The sequence below is a fragment of the Acidaminococcus sp. AM33-14BH genome (assembly GCF_003603525.1).
GTDB classification, from domain to species: Bacteria; Bacillota; Negativicutes; order Acidaminococcales; family Acidaminococcaceae; genus Acidaminococcus; species Acidaminococcus intestini.
On record NZ_QTNG01000011.1, the window covers coordinates 70,847 to 87,846 of the forward strand.

Genomic DNA, 17,000 nt, shown 5'->3' on the forward strand with positions numbered 1-17,000 from the left:
AAAAGGGTCTTTGTCTATAGGAATCAAAGGGAAAAAGAGCTTGGTCCGTGTTCAAAAACGCGGGAAAGTCCCTGTGCGATTGCACTTTTTCTCTTAAATATGATAGAATGATGTGCTATACGCTATGCAATGGATACAAGCCTTTGGCTTATCATGACAAAGAAGGATGGTCGCGGCATGAGTGAAGAAGTGACAAAGTCCCAGGGCAATAACAAGTTCCTCAAAGGGACGTTGATCCTTACCATTTCCAGTATTGTTGTCAAGGTCATAGGAGCCCTCAATTGGGTTATCCTTTCCCGAATCATGGGTGGGGAGGGCATTGGACTCTATCAGATGGGATTTCCTATCTATTTGATGGCCATTACGGTCTCTTCGGCAGGAATCCCAGTGGCCATTTCCATCATTACGGCAGAAAAGGTGGCTATGGAAGACTATGGAGGCGCGCAGCGCGTCTTTCATGTTTCCCTGAAGATGCTGTTTTGCACGGGGCTCCTTTTTTCCCTGCTCCTTGTGGTGCTGGCCCACTGGCTTGTGGAAACGGTCCTTCCTGATGCACGTGCCTATTATTCCATCATCGCCCTGGCTCCGGCCGTTTTTTTCGTTACGTTTCTCGCCAGTTTCCGCGGTTATTTCCAGGGCTGGCAGATCATGACGCCGACCGCCTGCTCGGAAATCACGGAACAGGTTGTACGGGTTGGAACCATGATTGTCTTTTCTGCCCTGCTCTTGCCTTACGGTCTTACTTACGCCGCTGCCGGCGCCAGCATGGGGGCGGGAGCAGGCGCTTTCTGCGGGCTCCTTGTTTTGATGGGCTTTTATCTAAAGCTCAAGAAGAAGTTTTTCCCCAAAGGGGTGGACAGGACGCCCAAGACGCAGGAGTCAGCGGGCTATATTATGAAGCGTCTTATTGCCCTAGCCCTGCCGGTTTCCATGTCAAGCCTCATGCTTCCCATAGTGTCTAACCTTGACATGATGATTGTGCCAACCCGGCTGAAGATCGGCGGTTGGGACGCCCCGGGCGAGGCAACGACCCTTTTTGGCTACCTTTCTGGCATGGCCGTGCCGCTTATCAACATGTCAACAATCCTTACGGCTGCTCTTTCCATCAGCCTTGTGCCGGCTATCAGTGAGTCCCGGACCCTTTCTGATGAAGCGGGCATTCGCAGCAAGGTGGCAACGGCTTTTACGGTGGCCTCGGTCATCACCATTCCCTGCAGCGTCGGCCTTCACGTTTTGGGCGGACGGGTGGCTGCCCTCATCTATAACGCACCGGCAGCAGGACCGGCCATTGAAATCATGAGCTGGGCCATCTTCCTTTTGGGCCTCCATCAGGTGTCGACGGGCATCCTTCAGGGCCTTGGCAAGACCCGCATCCCTGTCATCAATATGATCATCGCAGCCATCGTCAAGGTCTTCCTCAACTGGAACCTGACGGCGATGCCAACCCTCGGAATCAAGGGATCGAGTTGGGCAACCGTTGCCGATATTGGGATTGCAGCCCTTCTTAACCTCTTTTTCATTAAGAAGTATACAGCCTTTACCTTTGAAGGGCGGCAGCTTCTTAAGACTGCCCTTTGTGCAGCGGTCATGGGAGGCGCTGTAATGCTCGTCCTTTCCCTTGTCAGCCGCGGCGGGCTGGCGCTTTTCCTCAGCATCTTGGTTGCAGTGCCCGTCTATATCCTGATGCTCCTCTTGCTAAAGACTTTGACAGAAGAAGAACTGCTGGAAATCCCTTTCCTCGGCCGACGCATGGCGTGGCTGGGTCATAAATTGGGGCTTTTGAAATAGGCCGCAGGAAGGTTCCACAGAAAACAAAACATGGCTGTTCCTTATTCGTTTACGGCAAAAGGCCGGGGATCCATTGTCTCTATGGATCTCCGGCCTTTTTTGTATTTTCATGATATTCCACTAAGGAATACCATGACCTTCTCATTTCGAAGTTCATATCAAAACGGATTGAGTTCCGTAACTGTTTCCTGACAGCAAGGGCACCGGAAGCGGTGCCCCTCGAAGAGGACAGTGCGCCTGGCATTCGGCTGCATAGGCACCGTTCTTAGGCGAGTTCGGTACGTGCCATAGACATGCATTGGCTTTACGCAGCAAGGGCAGAGAAGATCGATATGACGCTTCTGGCTGGTGACCACCCATGCCGTGGAATCATCCAAAGGATCTTCAGGGAAGAAAACAAGGTAATCTGGGTCTTGACAAAACAGGTCTGCTTGAATAATGTACTAAATAGAGGACATCTCAATTCTCCTTTATTTTGGTTTGGTCACCTTACATTTTGGAGAATTTGATGTCCTTTTTCAATATTTATTTGTCTATGACCCCACAAATTTTAGTGAAGAACCAATAAAATGCCTCCCAGATCCTTTCCCTAAGGACCCTTGGTCAGCGTTTTTCATCTGTACGCAGTGCGAAAAACGCCGACCGGGAGCTTTTTTTGTGATAATTTTGGGGCAACCCTTGTCTTTTGGAAAGGTTTATGATATAAAACATTACGAAATTTCAATGAAAGAAGCGTAGGGCAAAGAGCCATGATGGATAAACATGCAATAAAAGAAAAAGGAAAGCAGCTGATTGATCACCTCCCGGGATGGGGCGACATCCATGGGGCGTTTACTTGGCAGGACCGGCAGGGAAAGCGTCACCAGCTTTCAGTGGGACCCAAGCTGGTGACGCTTGCCGCCTTAAGCACTGCCTTTTGTGCAGTCGCCCTTGCCGTCTGTGCAGGCCTGCTTTCCCGGGCCTGGGCCGAACAGGAAGAACTCCAGCATTACCGGGCCGATTACGGGGTCTATACGGAACGCCTGGCCAAGCTTATGGATAACAATGAAAAACTTCAGCGGGAACTTTCCCAAGTGGCTAAATTGGAAGCGGCTGTCCGAGAAAAACTGAAAGCAGACGGCGTGAAGATTGGCGAAGAATCGGTGGACCAAAAGTCCCAGGAACTGGACCAGGGAGGCAAAGGCGGCCCCTCAACGGACGATCAGCTCCAGGTCCTTGAAGTACAGGACGAAATCAACTGGAAACGCCTTGCCTACAAAAAAGAAAACCTCACCAATATGCTTCTTGCCCTTTCAAGTACGGGTGACGGGACCTATGGCTGGCCCCTTGACGGCGGAGAAATCAGTTCCTTTTATGGGCTGCGGGCCGATCCCTTTGGCGGTGGCTCCGAGTACCATTCCGGTCTTGATATTGCAGCGGACTTTGGCGCACCTGTAAAGGCTGCCGCGGCAGGCACCGTGACAGCGGCCGGACTCAATGGCGGCTACGGGCGTTTTATCAGTATTGACCATGGGTCCGGGATGTCGACAGCCTATGGCCACATGAGTGCCCTTGCCGTTACAGTGGGGCAGCAGGTGTCCCGCGGACAGGTCATTGGCTACGTGGGCAGCAGCGGCTACAGTACAGGCCCGCATCTGCATTTTGAAGTCCGGGAAAACGGGCAGACGGAAAATCCCCTGCAGTTTGCCGTACCGCCCAGGACCCGTTCATAAGCGTTTTTTTAGGCTGCCCTCTGGGCGGCCTATTTTTCTGTCCCCTCCATATGATATAATGAAAAGCGATGCAGGCAGTTTCAGCTCCTGCAGATCCAACTCGCACAACCCAAGGAGAATCCCTATGATTTATGATCTTGCTATCGTTGGCGGCGGACCGGCTGGCCTCAGTGCCGCGGTCACGGCGAAAAACCGCAATTTATCGACTGTTCTGTTTGATCCGGGCAGTTTTGGCCTTGCGTTGCAAAAGGCTTCCCACATCACAAATTACCTTGGCTTTCCCGACATTTCAGGCAAGGCGCTCATGCAAGCCTTCTTGGACCATGCCAAAAAAGCCGGAACGGAAATCGTATCTGAAAAAATCCTTAGCATCATGAACCTGGACGGCCATTTTTATCTTGCCACGCCAAGCGGCGTAACCGAGGCAAAGACTGTTATCCTCGCCTTGGGCATTCCCCGTTCAGCCCAGCTTATGGGAGAAGCAGACCTTGTGGGGACAGGAATCAGTTACTGCGCGACCTGCGACGGGAACTTTTATCGGAACCGTCCCATTGGCGTCATCTGTACCGTTCCTGCCCAGTGGCACGAAGTGGAATTTTTGGCAGGTCTTGCAAGTCAGGTGACAGCCTATGTGACGTTTGATGTGGAAGGCCCTGTTCCGGGCAATGTGACCGTACGGAAGGACCGCCCCAAGAGTGTTGCAAAGGACGGGCAGGAGCTTGTACTGCAGGCTGATGATGCCCAGCGGATGGACGGCCTTTTCATCCTTCGGGAAAGTGACCCTGTAACCCGCCTTTTGCCAGAACTTGCCATGGAAGGAAACACCATCAAGGTGAATAAACGTCTGGAAACGAATATTCCCGGTGTCTATGCTGCCGGTGACTGCATTGGACAGCCCCTGCAGATCAGTAAAGCCACGGGCGACGGTCTTGTCGCTGTCTTTGGCGCGGCAGATTACTTGAGGAAAAAGGGCTGATGAAAGGCTCGGCTTTTCTTTCCTTGATCCTTGCCGCCCTGCTGACCGCTGGCTGCAGTGGGGAAAAGAAAGATCAAAAGACTCCCGATGTCGTGCCTGCTGAAAATACCCAGCGGGAAACCAAGACCACGACAACCGGTGAAAACGATCATGGTGCCCGAATCGAATTTGTAACGCGGGAACATAAGATGGAACGGGTCCTGTTTTCCGGCGGCTATCTCCGCAGTTTGCCTGAAGAAAGCCCGACAGCCATCGTCCGGGAAGTCCCGCAAGGCAGTGAAGGCATGATTTACGGAAAACGTGTCTTAGGAAAAAAGGAATGGGCCAAAGTTACGACGCGCGATGGCGTGACCGGTTGGTATACCATTCCGGAGACGGCGCTTAAGGCAGGTCAGCAGGCAACCCTTGAAGAAATCAGCAAGGTCCATCGCAGCACCTATCCTCAGATTATCGGAGGGGTGGCATCTGATGTCGCACTTGCCATCAATCGGGAAATCGGCCGTTATCTCGATGTGTACCGCTTTGTGACGGGACCTGTGGGCAGTGATCTTTCCTGCCATGTAACCTATAACCGGCGGAACATCCTGAGCTTTTATTTTTCCGGACCGCCTATCCGCTACCGGGCTTACAGTGTGAAATCCATCAATGATGGTCCTAGCTGGAAGGAAGTGGAGCGCTATGCGTTCGTGTCCCCCCTGTGGGGAGGCGCCGACCCACGCATCATGACCAGCGCTGTGACAGACATCCAGTACGCCATGACTTTTGATCTTGCAAGCGGCCGCCGTCTGACCCTTAGTGATTTTATTGGAAAGGAGAACCTAGCTAAGGCACGTGCCCTTGTCGAAGCCTTTGGCGGCGACGCGGCCTTTGAAGAAGATAACTTCTATGTCGACGATAAGGGACAGCTTTTCCTCTTCGCCGAAAGAACCCAGCCCCAGCCGGGACGGGAAGCCCTGAATCTTTCCCGCCTTGTCGTGCGGGATTATTGACAGCAGTTTGGCCGCTCTTTGAGTCGGCCCAGAATATAATCAAAGAGGTGCATGATGAACAAGAAAGTTAGATTTTCAACAACCTTGGGCGATTTTACAGCTGAACTTTTTGAGGACAAAGCGCCCAAGACGGCCCAGAATTTCATTGATCTTGCAGAAAAAGGGTTCTATGACGGTGTTATTTTCCACCGGGTCATTGATGATTTCATGATCCAGGGCGGAGATCCAACCGGTACAGGCATGGGCGGCCCAGGCTACCAGATCGACGATGAATTTGGACCAGGACTCAAACATGACGGGGAAGGCATTCTTTCCATGGCCAATGCTGGGCCCAATACAGGCGGCAGCCAGTTCTTCATTACCCTTGTGCCAACGCCGTGGCTCGATGGCCATCACGCCATTTTCGGCAAGATCGTGGAAGGCATGGACATTGTCCATAAGATCGGGTCCACACCGACGGATTTCCAGGACCGTCCGCTTGAAGACGTGGTCATGAATAAGGTGGAAATCCTGAAATAATGGCAGCTTACGTGTACATGGTTCGCTGTGCCAATGGCTCCCTATATACGGGGTGGACCACGGACCTATCAGCACGGCTGAAGGCCCATGTATCAGGAAAAGGAGCCAAGTTTACGCATGCTTTCCATGCCCTTTCCATGGTTTACTATGAAGAGCTCCCCGGAAAAAGTGAAGCCTTGAAACGGGAATGCGCTATCAAGAAACTGACGAAAAAGGAAAAGGAAGCCCTTGTCAAAACTTTTGCGGCTGGCTCCCTACCCCTTTCTGCTTGCAAGGCAAAGAACCCCTAAGCGGCACTCCTGCTGACAAGATCTCGAGAAAATGGATTACGCATTTTTTCGAGGTCTTTCTTTTTGTCTCATCTGAGCGGCCTTTTTGCCCGTAAGAAAGGGACTGGACAGGTTCCTTTTTCGTCAGCGGCAATCTTCTATGAGGCTATCAGCGCAGTGAAAACATTCTTAAAGACAGAGGGACACCTCCATCATGAAAGGAGGGACGTTTGCGTCTCAGATAAACAAGACGAAAATTGTTTCGAAAGTTCTGAAAACAGGAGCTTTTTTTATGCCCTATTGCTCTTATGCCCATGGAAACCATAGGAAGTACGGGAACTGTTTTGAAAAAATCACTGGACAATCTTCTTGTAAAAGCGTGGGGAGTATGATAGAATGAACCTCAGAAAAAGCGGACTTAATGAATGTTACGACAATGAGTTTTGACATACGTTTGGTGTGGTTTTTCGCAATATTTTTTAGGAGGCCAAGTAGATGACTGGCAAAGTTAAATGGTTTAATGCTGAAAAGGGTTATGGCTTTATTGAACGTGAAGACGGCGGCGACGTATTCGTTCATTTCTCCGCAATTCAGGGCGAAGGCTTCAAGACCCTGGAAGAAGGCCAGGCTGTTGAATTCGACGTTGTCGAAGGCAACCGCGGTGAACAAGCTGCAAACGTTGTTAAGCTGTAAGATATAAATCGTATCTGAAGGAAACAACAAGAAGCGGAAGGCGTTTCACTTAGGTGAAACGCCTTTTTTGATATGGAAAGGAGAATCGCCGTGTACGCATACGGAATGGAAGAAAAACGGGGCATCATCACAGGCGGTACGTCCGGGATTGGTCTTGCGGCAGCCAAAATGCTTGTCCGTGACGGAGCCCATGTCTTTATTGTGGGTCGGGACGCGGAAAAGGGCAAGGCCGCCCTTACGGCCCTTTCTGATGGCAAGGGTAAGGCCACCTACGTTGAAGCGGATGTAAGTACCCTTGAGGGCTGTCAAAAAGTAGTGGAGGCTGCAGGGGAAGGGAATGCTAAAGTGGATTTCCTTGTTAACTGTGCCGGCATGTACCAGGAAGAAGCCCTTCAGGATATTACGGAGGCATCCTACAGTAAGATGATGGATGAAAATGTAAAGAGTACAATCTTCCTTACAAAGGCGGTTCTTTCCCTGCTCAGTGACGACAGTCCTTCCATCCTCAACATTGCATCCGATGCTGCCCTTGAAGGCAATTATGGCTGCGCCGTTTATGCTGCAAGTAAAGGGGCTGTCGTCGCCTTTACCCGTTCCGCGGCGCTTGATCTTTCGCCTTGGGTCCGCGTTAACTGCCTCTGCCCCGGTGATGTCAATACGCCCCTTGTAAAAAAACAGCTGGAAGAAGGGGGCTATACGGTCGAGAGCATGGCCTCCATTTATCCTGTGGGACGCATTGGCGAACCCGAAGAAGTGGCCCACATGATCTGCGCCGTCCTTTCTCCGCTAAATGGCTTTATGACAGGCGCCATCCTTTCCGTCGATGGGGGCCTGACGGCAAAATAACCAGCCCCGCTTTCTCTAACAATTTTGCTTATCCTTGATTTTTCAATTGCGATCCATAAGGAGAACTTCATGAAACAACTGACCCGTGCTCAATATTTCTTTTTGGGATCCATGCTCTTTGGCATGATGTTTGGTGCAGGGAACCTGATTTTCCCGGTCCATCTGGGACAGCTTGCCGGGAGCCATTTTTGGCTTGCAAACTGGGGCTTTATTTCGACAGGTGTCTTTATGCCCTTCATTGGTCTCATTGCTCTGGGAATTTCTGGCGCCACAAGCGTCGAAGACCTGGCAAACCGCATCCATCCCACCTTTTCCAAGATCTTTACCGTGTTGCTCTATCTCACCATTGGTCCATGTTTTGCGCTTCCTCGAACGGCTTCTGTATCCTTCCAGATCGGGGTGGCTCCTTTTGTGCCTCCCGGTTCAGAAACCCTGATTATGGCACTTTTTACGGGAGTCTTCATGGCCCTTGCGCTTCTTATGGGACTGAAACCATCTAAGCTTATTGTTTACATTGGCAAGTTCCTGAATCCCGCGTTCCTTCTTTTTCTTGCACTTCTTGTGGCTGTGGCCCTTATCCATCCCATGGGCTCCTACAGTGCCATGATGCCGCATGGAGCCTATGTATCCCAGCCTTATCTTACGGGGTTCAAGGAAGGCTATAACACCATGGATGTTCTTGCCGTCCTTGCTTTTGCCATTGTTGTCATCAATACCCTGCAGAGTCTGGGCATGACGGACCGCACGGCCATGACAGGCGATATCTTTAAGGTTGGCGTGATCGTAACGGTCCTCATGACAGTCATCTATACGGCAATCACCTGGCTTGGTGTTTCAAGTATGGGGGCTTTGACCCTTTCTGATAATGGCGGCATTGCCCTTGCGGAAATTGCGGCCTATTACTTTGGCCCCTTGGGACAGCTGCTCCAGGCCATCATCGTGACCCTTGCCTGTTTCAAGACGGCGATTGGGCTCATTACGAGTTGTTCTGAAGCTTTCCATACCCTGTTTCCCAAAGGACCGGGTTATCGGACCTACTGCTATATCATGGCGGGATTTTCCTTTGTTGTGGCAAACGTGGGCCTTACCCAGATCATTAGCTTAGCCATTCCCGTCCTCATGTTCATCTATCCCCTTGCCATTGCCCTCATTCTGTCGACCTATGCGGCGTATTTCTTTCACCATGATACGCGTTTTTATAAATGGCCGGCTGCCTTTACAATCCTTGCTGCCTTGGGGGATGCCCTAAGCGTCCTTTCCCCGGCGATTAAGGAAACCGGTTTTGTAAAAACGATTCTTTCGTTCCACGCCATGCTGCCTTTTTCTGCAGATGGCATGGCCTGGGTCGTGCCGACCTTCCTCGGGTTGGTCGTGGCCCTGATCCACGTCAAACTGACGGGTGAAAAGCCTCTTTCCCTAGGCTGACTGCATTGCGCCTGATCCTTTTTGGGTCAGGCTTTTTTTGTTTAGATGGGTCTTCTGTAACACCGCAGCCCCCCTTCCTTCACAAAAGACCATTTTTTTGTTATAATAAAGTGTCAATAAAATCGTCAACTCATTGGATAAGGAGGGATTTCCCTATGAAGAAGAACATCATGCTGGCCCTTGTATTAGGCCTGATCCCTGCCAGCCTCGCGGCTGCTTCCCCGCTTGCTGAAATTGCACCGGGCCGTGCACAGATCGATGCCAATGTGACCCTCGGCAGTTCCCTTAAAGGAGAACGGGACGGGCATACAATCGACTTTGACGGCGATACCCGCTATCGTGTTGGAGCGACTGTAGGCATCAGCGATGGACTTGGCCTGGACTATACCTATGCTTCTCATGAAGGCGATGATAACGCTTCAGTCCAGAGTCATCAGGTTAATCTGGTCTACCAGTTCAACCCCTATCTTTACGGTTTTGGTGGCTACGTCCGCAATCGTGCCCATCATCGTGGCTATACGGATAATACCAATGGCTTCCAGGTTGGTGCAACAGGCCGTCTGCCCCTTGGCAAGACCACGCCGTGGGCTAAGTTTGGCATTGGCAATACGATTACCCAATATGAAGTCGGTGTTGGCTATGCCATTACGGATAACTGGGAAGCCAATGTTTCCTATAATGACAGTAAGTACAAGGATTTCAGCGGCGATACGGACGTAAAGACTCATGGCGTCAATGTCGGCGTTTCCTACAAATTCTAATAAAGAGTATAGAGCCGTGCCTTTGGCATGGCTCTTTTTTCGTTGACAAGAAATTGGCTTCAGCCTATTATGTTTATGTGATTAAACGAATAAACGGATAGGCGGAAAGGAGCCCTCGCTCATGAAAGAGAAAGACCTTGCCATTATGGAACAGTTTCGGAAATGTATCCCCATCTTTTCTGTTCTCAATGATACCAAACGGCAGGAAATCATCCTTATCCTTACGGATTTTCCTGGGGAAGGGCTGACCGTAAACGGGATTACGGAACGAATTGACCTTTCAAGACCGGCGGTTTCCCATCACCTGAAAGTCCTCAAACAAGCAGGAGTCATTGGTGTTAGAAGCTGCGGCGTTGAAAATCATTATTACCTCACGTTCAAGGCCGCCCTTAGGAACCTAAAAATCCTTGTTGCCCAGGTTGAAGCAAGCTGCGACCTTCGCTGAAAAAGCCGGATAGGCACCATCTCCTACTTTTTGCTATGTTGCCCCAGCAAATCATAGCACCGTCACAATCTGACGGCATTGCTTCAGAGGAGTAAAGCACATGGAATTTCATGACATCGTGATTCAGCAAAAGTCTTATTTTGACTCGAATTCAACAAAAAGTATAGCCTTTCGCAAGATTATGCTGAAAAAATTGATGGATGTCCTTGATGAACGGGAAGATCTTCTTTTGGAAGCTCTGCATAAGGATCTTGGTAAATCACGGGGCGAAGGGTATATGACAGAAGTTGGCATGGTCCGTAGCGAAATCAAGGAAGCCCTGATCAATGTCGAGGCTTGGAGCCATCCTAAAAAGGCAGATGGCTCGCTCCTGACTTTCTTTCCCGCGACGAATCATATTTATACCGAACCGTATGGCGTGGTGCTCATCATCGCGCCTTGGAACTATCCCCTGAATCTTACGCTGATGCCCCTTGTGGGAGCGATTGCGGCAGGAAACTGTGCCATTGTGAAGTGTTCCCCGGAAAGTGTCCATACGAGCCGTGCCATCAAAGATCTTCTTGCGGACCTTTTCCCACCGGAATATATCTATTGTCCGGAGGCAGACTTGCCCTTTGAGACCCTTTGGCAGGAAAGGTACGACATGATTTTTTTCACCGGCAGTCCAGCAGCAGGCAGGATCGTCATGAAGGCTGCCAGCGAGCATTTGACGCCCGTCATCTTGGAATTGGGTGGCAAGAGTCCCTGCCTTGTCGATGCCTCGGCGAACATCGATCTTGCGGCACGGCGCATCGTCTGGGGAAAATTCATGAATGCCGGTCAAACCTGCATTGCCGTGGACTACGTTGTCGTACAGGAAAGTGTAAAGGACGCGCTTCTTGCTGCCATGACAAAAGAGATTGGAAAGCGCTATCCCCATGCTGAAAAAAGTGATGCTTATCCGTCCATCATCAATCAGCGGCATTACGACCGGCTTATTGGCCTCATGAAAACAGAATCTAGCCTTATTGGCGGTGCTGTGAACGCGGAAAAACGCAGGATTGCACCTACCTTGATGCCTGAGGCGGATTTTGATCATCCCATCATGGAAGATGAAATCTTTGGGCCCTTGCTTCCCATAATTGCTGTAAAAGACATGCAAAACGCCGTAGCGCACATCAAAACGCTGCCTAACCCCTTGGCTTGTTATGTGTTCACAGAAAACAAGGCGGTTGCAGAAGCGGTCATTGCCAATCTTTCTTTTGGCGGCGGCTGCATCAACGATACCCTTCTTCACGTGACAAACCCAAACCTACCCTTTGGCGGGGTGGGAAATAGCGGCATGGGAAGTTATCATGGAAAGGCAAGCTTTGATGCTTTTTCCCATAAAAAAAGCATCGTCAAGAACACGACACGCTTTGACATTTCCTTGCGCTATGCCCCGTTTACGGAAAGAAAAGTAAAATGGCTGAAACGCTTCTTCTAGGCTGCATGCATGCGCCAAAGGCATGAAAGAGAATAAAAAAGAAGCATTGGAAAGGGCCCAGCCCATCCGATACAATAAAATCAATGCTAGAACAAAGGAGGAATCCCCATGCTTGGAGAATTCATGTATCATAATCCAACAACGCTCTATTTTGGCTCACAGTCCTTGGAAAACCTGGACCGTGAACTGCCCCTTTATGGACCGAATGTCCTTTTGGTCTATGGCGGCGGTTCCATCAAGAAAAATGGCATCTATGATGCCGTTCTCTCCTACCTAAAAAAGAACCATAAGGTGGTTACGGAAGTTCCCGGCGTCATGCCGAATCCAACGGCTGAAAAGCTTCGGGAAGGCGCCAAAGCGGCCAAAGACAGCAAGGCGGACTTGATCCTTGCCGTTGGCGGCGGATCTTGCTGCGATTTTGCCAAAGGAGTTGCCGTTTCCGCCTATGCTGATGATGATCCCTGGGAAAAGTTCTATGTCCGTTTTGAAGAACCGAAAAAGGAAGACCGGATCGTCCCTGTTGCCTGTATACTGACCATGGTGGGAACCGGGTCTGAGATGAACGCTGGTTCCGTCATTACAAACCATGAAGAAAAGCGTAAAGTAGGGCACGTTTTTGCTGATGCACGCGTTTTCCCCCGTTTTTCCATCCTGAACCCTGAATTTACGTTTACCCTCCCAAAGAGGCAGATGGTAGCTGGGATCTATGATATGTTCAACCATATCTGCGAACAGTATTTTTCTGGCTATGATGATAATACCTCTGATTACCTTGCCGAAGGCCTCATGCGTTCTGTTATTGCCGCCTCCCGCATTGCCATTCAAAACCCCAAGGATTACGAAGCCCGCAGCAACCTCATGTGGACGGCAACGTGGGCCCTTAATACGCTCATTGGTATGGGAAAGACCCAGGACTGGATGGTCCATATGCTGGGACAGGCTGTCGGTGCCTATACGGACGCTACTCATGGCATGACCCTTTCAGCCGTTTCTCTTGCCTATTACCGTTTCCTCCTGCCCTATGGCCTCAGTAAGTTCAAACGTTTTGCTGTGAACGTGTGGCAGATCTGCCCCGACGGCAAGTCGGATGAAACCATTGCCAAAGAGGGGCTTGCCGCTATGGAGGCGTGGATGAAGGAAATTGGTGTCGCCTTGAAGCTTGGCGAAGTGGGCGCCACGGAAGCGATGATTGACGGCATTGCTGATGCGACCTTTATTTTGAAGGGCGGTTATAAAGTCCTGACCAAGGATGAAGTCAAAGCCATTCTCAAAGCAAGTTTTTAAGGAAAAAATGAACTGGGAGCCGTGTCCCTGACATAGAAGAAAGGCGTCAACTTGCGTTTATTTTCAAGTTGACGCCTTTTTCGTTTGCTGCCATTTTTCCAGGGCCTTGCTGCAAAGCATCGTTTTGCGGGCCCTGAAACGGTATGGAAAGGCCGCAGCCGAAGGCAGATATAGGGCTCGGCTTAGGGTGGAGTCTTCCCACCGTTTTTTTGATGGAGAATGCAAAAACAAGGGACAATCGATTCCACAAGCAGTTTCCCGTCCCTATAGGGGTACGTTCACAGGAAGCCCCATATAAAAAAGAACGCCCTTGTTGGACGTTCCCTACGTTATACAATTGGTGCGATTGGCGCGAGTCGAACGCGCGACCCTCTGCTTAGGAGGCAGATGCTCTATCCATCTGAGCTACAACCGCATAACAGTGTTATTATACCAGATAGTCCCTAAAAAAACAAAGGCGGGGACACATCATGTGTTCCCGCTGCACCTTATTTCACGATATAGGCACTCGTGATTTCCGCGATGTACTGGATATGACGGTCTTTGTTGCCGTTTTGATCTGCTGGATACCATTTGCCTTCCTGTTGAGCCAGGTTTTCCAGGGCTTCGACCTGGCGGAAGAGAACCTTGCATTCAAAGGTTAGGGGCAGTTCCTTGAATGCCGGTGCCTTGACAGTTTCACCTTGCTGTACCGTCAGGCTGAGGGTCTTGATTTTATCAAGGTCACGCCCCGATTTTGATCCGCAGACCTTGATGATTTCAGGATCAACGGCGCCCAGGGGGACATTCACCGTAAATTCTCCTGACGCATCGAGATAGTCCCGGGTCAAGCGGCTTTCCCGTACATAGACCGTGAGGACGGGCTTTCCCCAGTTGGTGCCCAGGGCGCCCCAGCCGATGACCATCGTGTTCATGGCGCCTTTTTTTTCGGTTGAAAGGAGAACGCCTTTGGGGAGGGCCTTCATCAAGGCTTCAGCATAGGAAAAAGGTTCAATGTGTTCATTCATGGGAATGTACCTTCTTTCTTATCATTCTTACGTTTTCATTATAACAAAAGCTGTCAATGGTGCTTGCAAGGCCGGAAGGCCTTCGCTATACTGAAAGAGAAAATGAAAGGAGGATTCCTATGAAAAAGACTGTTATTTCCTTCCTGATGGCTGGCTTGCTTCTTATAGGCATGCCCGCCCTTGCTCAGGAAGGAGATTTGCCTGATCCCGAGTGGCAGGCTGTTGTCACGGAACAGGGCGGCACCCGCTGGGATCTTGATACAGCGACCATCATGAAGCGCGGTGAGGGCCGCGTGGCAGGCTTCCGCAAGACCCAGCCCGATGGTTCGTATGCGCTTACCCTCGGCCTTTTTACGAAGGATCGCCGTATGGCGCCCATTATGAAGCTTTCTGTAACGAAGGATCATGAGATCAAGGAGCGGTGGCGCGCGGAAAAAGAGGAGTGGGTGACCATTGAACCAGGTTCCGTCTTGGAGAAGATTTATGATGCTGTCTGGAAAGCCCCTGTTTCTGAACCCCTTTCAAAAGATTCGGATCACGCCTAAGGAAAGGAACTGAAATGGGAAAGGAAATCGAAATGAAGCTCCTGACGACCCGGGCGGGATGCCACAGGCTCTTTGCCGCTAGGACCGTCACGAAAACCGCTCTTCCGGTAACGGAAAAGCGTCTTAGCCTCAAAAATATATATTATGATACAAAAGATGGTGCCTTGAACCGGGAACGCATGGCCTACCGCGTGCGTGTCACCAATGGCAGCGCTTATGAAGCGACCATCAAAACAAAAGGTACATCCACAGGAGGCTTTTCTGTCCGCGGTGAATATACCGTGCCCCTAAAGGACGAAACGCCTGTGACGGAAGGTTTTCCTCCCGAAGTGACGAGGCGCCTGAAGGACCTGCTTCATGGGGAATCACTTGTTCCAACCGTGACGATCACTTTTGCGCGCCACGCCATGGACCTTGCGGCAGGAAAAAGCCGTGTCGAGCTCTCCCTTGATGAAGGCATCATAGAAAGCGGCGACCGTTCCCAATCCCTTAGGGAGGTGGAATTTGAACTCAAAGAAGGGGACCCTGCTGCCCTTTTTGAGCTTGTCAGCCATCTTGCAGGTGAAATCCCCCTCTATCCGGAAGACCGGAGTAAGCTCGAACGAGGCCTTTTCCTTCTTGCAGGAAAGACACCCCAAGAGTCCTGCGACGATGCTGTTAAAGTGCCAAAGACCTTTGCAGATGCTGCGCGTTTCCTTAGGGAAATCCTTCATGACCTAGGTGGTTTCTTTAACGGCACTGGAAAGAAAGCACCTATTGCTGACCGCCTGATCCTTTTTGCCGATTTTTGGGAAGAAAAGGCCTTGGGCGGGGACGAGGCGGCGCGCCTTCGGGAAGCGGCAGCCCATTTTGAAACGGATGACGCTGCCTATCTGGAAGAAGATCTTGAAGAGGGACGGATTGCCGCGCTGCTTTGGCAGTGCCTTGCGAAGGTCTACACCAAATCCCATGAGGAAGAAAGCTATTTTTAGCGGGAACTTCCACGGGCAAAAAAATAAAAGTCAAAAAATCAAAAAAAGTATTTGACATTTTGACTTTTGGTGAGTACAATAAACCCAGGAAGTGCGAAATGACTTCCTGGGTCTTTTCCTTTGAAAGATCCTGTTTTCTTAGAAGGGATGGGGCGATGTAACCCAAGTCAAGATCATGATGAGCTTTATGATGGCCTCTGGCAGGGCCCACATGGCAGCGGCTGCCGCAAGAACGGCCAGAAGTCCGATGATGAGATGCAGTTTCTTTGAGAAGCGGTCCATCAGGACTTCCGTATTGAGCAGTTCGTAGCAGCGTTGGAGCACCTTTAGTTTGGTGTTGATATTTTCCCGCCATACGTCAGCCCGCAAAAGATACATGTACCGGGCGTAGACGCGGGCGTTGAAGACATCCTCTGTGACTTGGAGGGCGTTATCAACATTGCTCGTAAGGACGCTCATGTCGGCCATGACTTCCATGAGCTCATTGCGGACCTTGCGGAAGGTCTTGGCCTTACCGCGGGATCCGGGTTCGGTTGCTTTGTCGATTTCGTCGTATGTGCTGTCGATGGCTTTCCGGAGGGCATCATCGTAGTAGCGCAGTTCGAGGAACTGGGCATTGGCAAATTCAAGGAGGTCCGGCAGGTCCGTGCTTCCCGTCCGATCCAGCATAATCGCCGTATCCCACGTCAGGTAGATGACATCGTCCTTGCTGTAGGAGAAGCGGTTTACGAGGGCATCCTTCCTCGTTTCTTCGCTAAGCGGCGTCTTGTCCTTCATGATAAGGGCCGCCAGGTCCCAATCGGGGAGCTTGTCCTTGAAATAGTAGACGACAAAATCCTCATCAAAGTCGGAAATGCGCATCTTCGTGCACGCCGGCCGGATCGTATCCGTGATGGCATCGATGTATTCGCGGACCACGTTTTCTGGCAAGGAGTCGACGGCAATGGTCAGGTTTTGGTATTTTTCATAGGAAATGTCTTCCGGGACTTCCAAATGAAAGATAAGACTGACGACGCCAATGTCAAAGATGCGGGCCTTGATGACCGCTGTGTATTGGTCCCCGGCAAATTCCATATCATGGGTTCCCAATTCAACAAGGACCGGGGGATTCTGAAAACTGATGGAGTTTGGTGCACTCTTTTCAAATCGCAGACGGGATGCAATCTTGTTCCGGCTGGTCCAGATGGCTTCCACGACATTGAGGTCGATTTCATCGGCGACGTCGAAAAGGTGGTAAAGGATAATGGATGAATTCATAAAAGCCTCCTTAACTAGGCAGCAAAAAAAGCAAAGTTCCTATCATCC

17 protein-coding genes and 1 tRNA gene are annotated in these 17,000 nt (G+C 50.7%); 15 read left to right on the forward strand and 3 right to left on the reverse strand.

The features are described 5' to 3' along the window. Window positions 1-177: 177 nt before the first annotated feature. The 13 genes from DW817_RS08495 to DW817_RS08555 all read left to right on the forward strand — a co-directional run bounded on the left by DW817_RS08495 (window position 178) and on the right by DW817_RS08555 (window position 13,172). Entirely contained in the window at window positions 178-1,788 is a 1,611-nt protein-coding gene (locus DW817_RS08495) for a polysaccharide biosynthesis protein (RefSeq protein WP_016459940.1), read from the forward strand. A 749-nt stretch (window positions 1,789-2,537) separates the two neighbouring features. Beyond that, on the forward strand, window positions 2,538-3,500 hold the full coding sequence (locus DW817_RS08500) for a M23 family metallopeptidase (protein ID WP_009015315.1): 963 nt from the start codon (window positions 2,538-2,540) through the stop codon (window positions 3,498-3,500). 124 nt (window positions 3,501-3,624) lie between these two features. Beyond that, window positions 3,625-4,476 (forward strand): NAD(P)/FAD-dependent oxidoreductase, encoded by an 852-nt coding sequence (locus DW817_RS08505; RefSeq protein ID WP_009015314.1) that lies wholly within the window; start codon window positions 3,625-3,627, stop codon window positions 4,474-4,476. Next, entirely contained in the window at window positions 4,476-5,465 is a 990-nt protein-coding gene (locus DW817_RS08510; RefSeq protein ID WP_120112079.1) for a hypothetical protein, read from the forward strand. Before DW817_RS08505 ends, DW817_RS08510 begins: the two co-directional genes overlap by 1 nt. A gap of 51 nt (window positions 5,466-5,516) precedes the next feature. Beyond that, window positions 5,517-5,984, forward strand: coding sequence for a peptidylprolyl isomerase (locus tag DW817_RS08515; protein ID WP_009015312.1), 468 nt, complete (start codon window positions 5,517-5,519; stop codon window positions 5,982-5,984). Further along, window positions 5,984-6,274: a GIY-YIG nuclease family protein gene (locus tag DW817_RS08520; protein WP_009015311.1), complete on the forward strand. Its 291-nt coding sequence runs from the start codon at window positions 5,984-5,986 to the stop codon at window positions 6,272-6,274. The genes DW817_RS08515 and DW817_RS08520 overlap by 1 nt, the downstream gene beginning before the upstream one ends. A 474-nt stretch (window positions 6,275-6,748) precedes the next feature. Then, entirely contained in the window at window positions 6,749-6,946 is a 198-nt protein-coding gene (locus DW817_RS08525) for a cold shock domain-containing protein (RefSeq protein ID WP_009015310.1), read from the forward strand. Window positions 6,947-7,036: 90 nt separating this feature from the next. Then, a complete protein-coding gene (locus DW817_RS08530; protein WP_021737257.1) occupies window positions 7,037-7,792 on the forward strand; it encodes an SDR family NAD(P)-dependent oxidoreductase in 756 nt (251 codons plus the stop codon). 69 nt (window positions 7,793-7,861) lie between these two features. Beyond that, the gene (gene brnQ / locus DW817_RS08535) at window positions 7,862-9,217 is read left to right on the forward strand and encodes a branched-chain amino acid transport system II carrier protein (protein WP_009015308.1); all 1,356 of its coding nucleotides are present in this window, start codon (window positions 7,862-7,864) and stop codon (window positions 9,215-9,217) included. Window positions 9,218-9,372: 155 nt separating this feature from the next. Further along, the gene (locus tag DW817_RS08540) at window positions 9,373-9,978 is read left to right on the forward strand and encodes an outer membrane beta-barrel protein (protein WP_014129154.1); all 606 of its coding nucleotides are present in this window, start codon (window positions 9,373-9,375) and stop codon (window positions 9,976-9,978) included. Between the two features lie 121 nt (window positions 9,979-10,099). Beyond that, window positions 10,100-10,423 (forward strand): helix-turn-helix transcriptional regulator, encoded by a 324-nt coding sequence (locus DW817_RS08545; protein WP_120112083.1) that lies wholly within the window; start codon window positions 10,100-10,102, stop codon window positions 10,421-10,423. 100 nt (window positions 10,424-10,523) lie between these two features. Continuing rightward, a complete protein-coding gene (locus DW817_RS08550; RefSeq protein WP_120112086.1) occupies window positions 10,524-11,888 on the forward strand; it encodes an aldehyde dehydrogenase in 1,365 nt (454 codons plus the stop codon). Window positions 11,889-11,996: 108 nt separating this feature from the next. Then, window positions 11,997-13,172, forward strand: coding sequence for an iron-containing alcohol dehydrogenase (locus DW817_RS08555; protein ID WP_009015304.1), 1,176 nt, complete (start codon window positions 11,997-11,999; stop codon window positions 13,170-13,172). A 338-nt stretch (window positions 13,173-13,510) separates the two neighbouring features. Here DW817_RS08555 and DW817_RS08560 read toward each other — a convergent pair. Together DW817_RS08560 and DW817_RS08565 are read right to left on the reverse strand one after the other, a co-directional pair. Continuing rightward, window positions 13,511-13,587 (reverse strand) — tRNA-Arg (locus DW817_RS08560). A gap of 73 nt (window positions 13,588-13,660) precedes the next feature. After that, window positions 13,661-14,179, reverse strand: coding sequence for a flavin reductase family protein (locus tag DW817_RS08565; protein ID WP_009015303.1), 519 nt, complete (start codon window positions 14,177-14,179; stop codon window positions 13,661-13,663). Between the two features lie 119 nt (window positions 14,180-14,298). Here DW817_RS08565 and DW817_RS08570 point away from each other — a divergent pair, with 119 nt between their 5' ends. Both DW817_RS08570 and DW817_RS08575 read left to right on the forward strand, forming a co-directional pair. Then, complete coding sequence (locus DW817_RS08570) at window positions 14,299-14,724, forward strand: hypothetical protein (RefSeq protein ID WP_021737271.1); 426 nt, start codon at window positions 14,299-14,301, stop codon at window positions 14,722-14,724. A 14-nt stretch (window positions 14,725-14,738) separates the two neighbouring features. Then, window positions 14,739-15,695, forward strand: a complete 957-nt coding sequence (locus DW817_RS08575) for a CYTH domain-containing protein (protein WP_021737261.1) — start codon at window positions 14,739-14,741, stop codon at window positions 15,693-15,695. A gap of 138 nt (window positions 15,696-15,833) precedes the next feature. Here DW817_RS08575 and DW817_RS08580 read toward each other — a convergent pair whose 3' ends face one another. Next, window positions 15,834-16,952 (reverse strand): hypothetical protein, encoded by a 1,119-nt coding sequence (locus DW817_RS08580; protein WP_120112090.1) that lies wholly within the window; start codon window positions 16,950-16,952, stop codon window positions 15,834-15,836. Window positions 16,953-17,000 lie beyond the last annotated feature (48 nt).

Bases quoted from the DNA above. Each gene is read 5' to 3' on its own strand.
- DW817_RS08570 (WP_021737271.1), top strand. From the start codon at position 14,299: ATGAAAAAGACTGTTATTTCCTTCCTGATGGCTGGCTTGCTTCTTATA.
- DW817_RS08520 (WP_009015311.1), top strand. From the start codon at position 5,984: ATGGCAGCTTACGTGTACATGGTTCGCTGTGCCAATGGCTCCCTATAT.
- DW817_RS08580 (WP_120112090.1), bottom strand. From the start codon at position 16,952: ATGAATTCATCCATTATCCTTTACCACCTTTTCGACGTCGCCGATGAA.
- DW817_RS08525 (WP_009015310.1), top strand. From the start codon at position 6,749: ATGACTGGCAAAGTTAAATGGTTTAATGCTGAAAAGGGTTATGGCTTT.
- DW817_RS08555 (WP_009015304.1), top strand. From the start codon at position 11,997: ATGCTTGGAGAATTCATGTATCATAATCCAACAACGCTCTATTTTGGC.
- DW817_RS08500 (WP_009015315.1), top strand. From the start codon at position 2,538: ATGATGGATAAACATGCAATAAAAGAAAAAGGAAAGCAGCTGATTGAT.
- DW817_RS08550 (WP_120112086.1), top strand. From the start codon at position 10,524: ATGGAATTTCATGACATCGTGATTCAGCAAAAGTCTTATTTTGACTCG.
- DW817_RS08510 (WP_120112079.1), top strand. From the start codon at position 4,476: ATGAAAGGCTCGGCTTTTCTTTCCTTGATCCTTGCCGCCCTGCTGACC.
- DW817_RS08505 (WP_009015314.1), top strand. From the start codon at position 3,625: ATGATTTATGATCTTGCTATCGTTGGCGGCGGACCGGCTGGCCTCAGT.
- DW817_RS08545 (WP_120112083.1), top strand. From the start codon at position 10,100: ATGAAAGAGAAAGACCTTGCCATTATGGAACAGTTTCGGAAATGTATC.
- brnQ (WP_009015308.1), top strand. From the start codon at position 7,862: ATGAAACAACTGACCCGTGCTCAATATTTCTTTTTGGGATCCATGCTC.
- DW817_RS08575 (WP_021737261.1), top strand. From the start codon at position 14,739: ATGGGAAAGGAAATCGAAATGAAGCTCCTGACGACCCGGGCGGGATGC.
- DW817_RS08495 (WP_016459940.1), top strand. From the start codon at position 178: ATGAGTGAAGAAGTGACAAAGTCCCAGGGCAATAACAAGTTCCTCAAA.
- DW817_RS08515 (WP_009015312.1), top strand. From the start codon at position 5,517: ATGATGAACAAGAAAGTTAGATTTTCAACAACCTTGGGCGATTTTACA.
- DW817_RS08540 (WP_014129154.1), top strand. From the start codon at position 9,373: ATGAAGAAGAACATCATGCTGGCCCTTGTATTAGGCCTGATCCCTGCC.
- DW817_RS08565 (WP_009015303.1), bottom strand. From the start codon at position 14,179: ATGAATGAACACATTGAACCTTTTTCCTATGCTGAAGCCTTGATGAAG.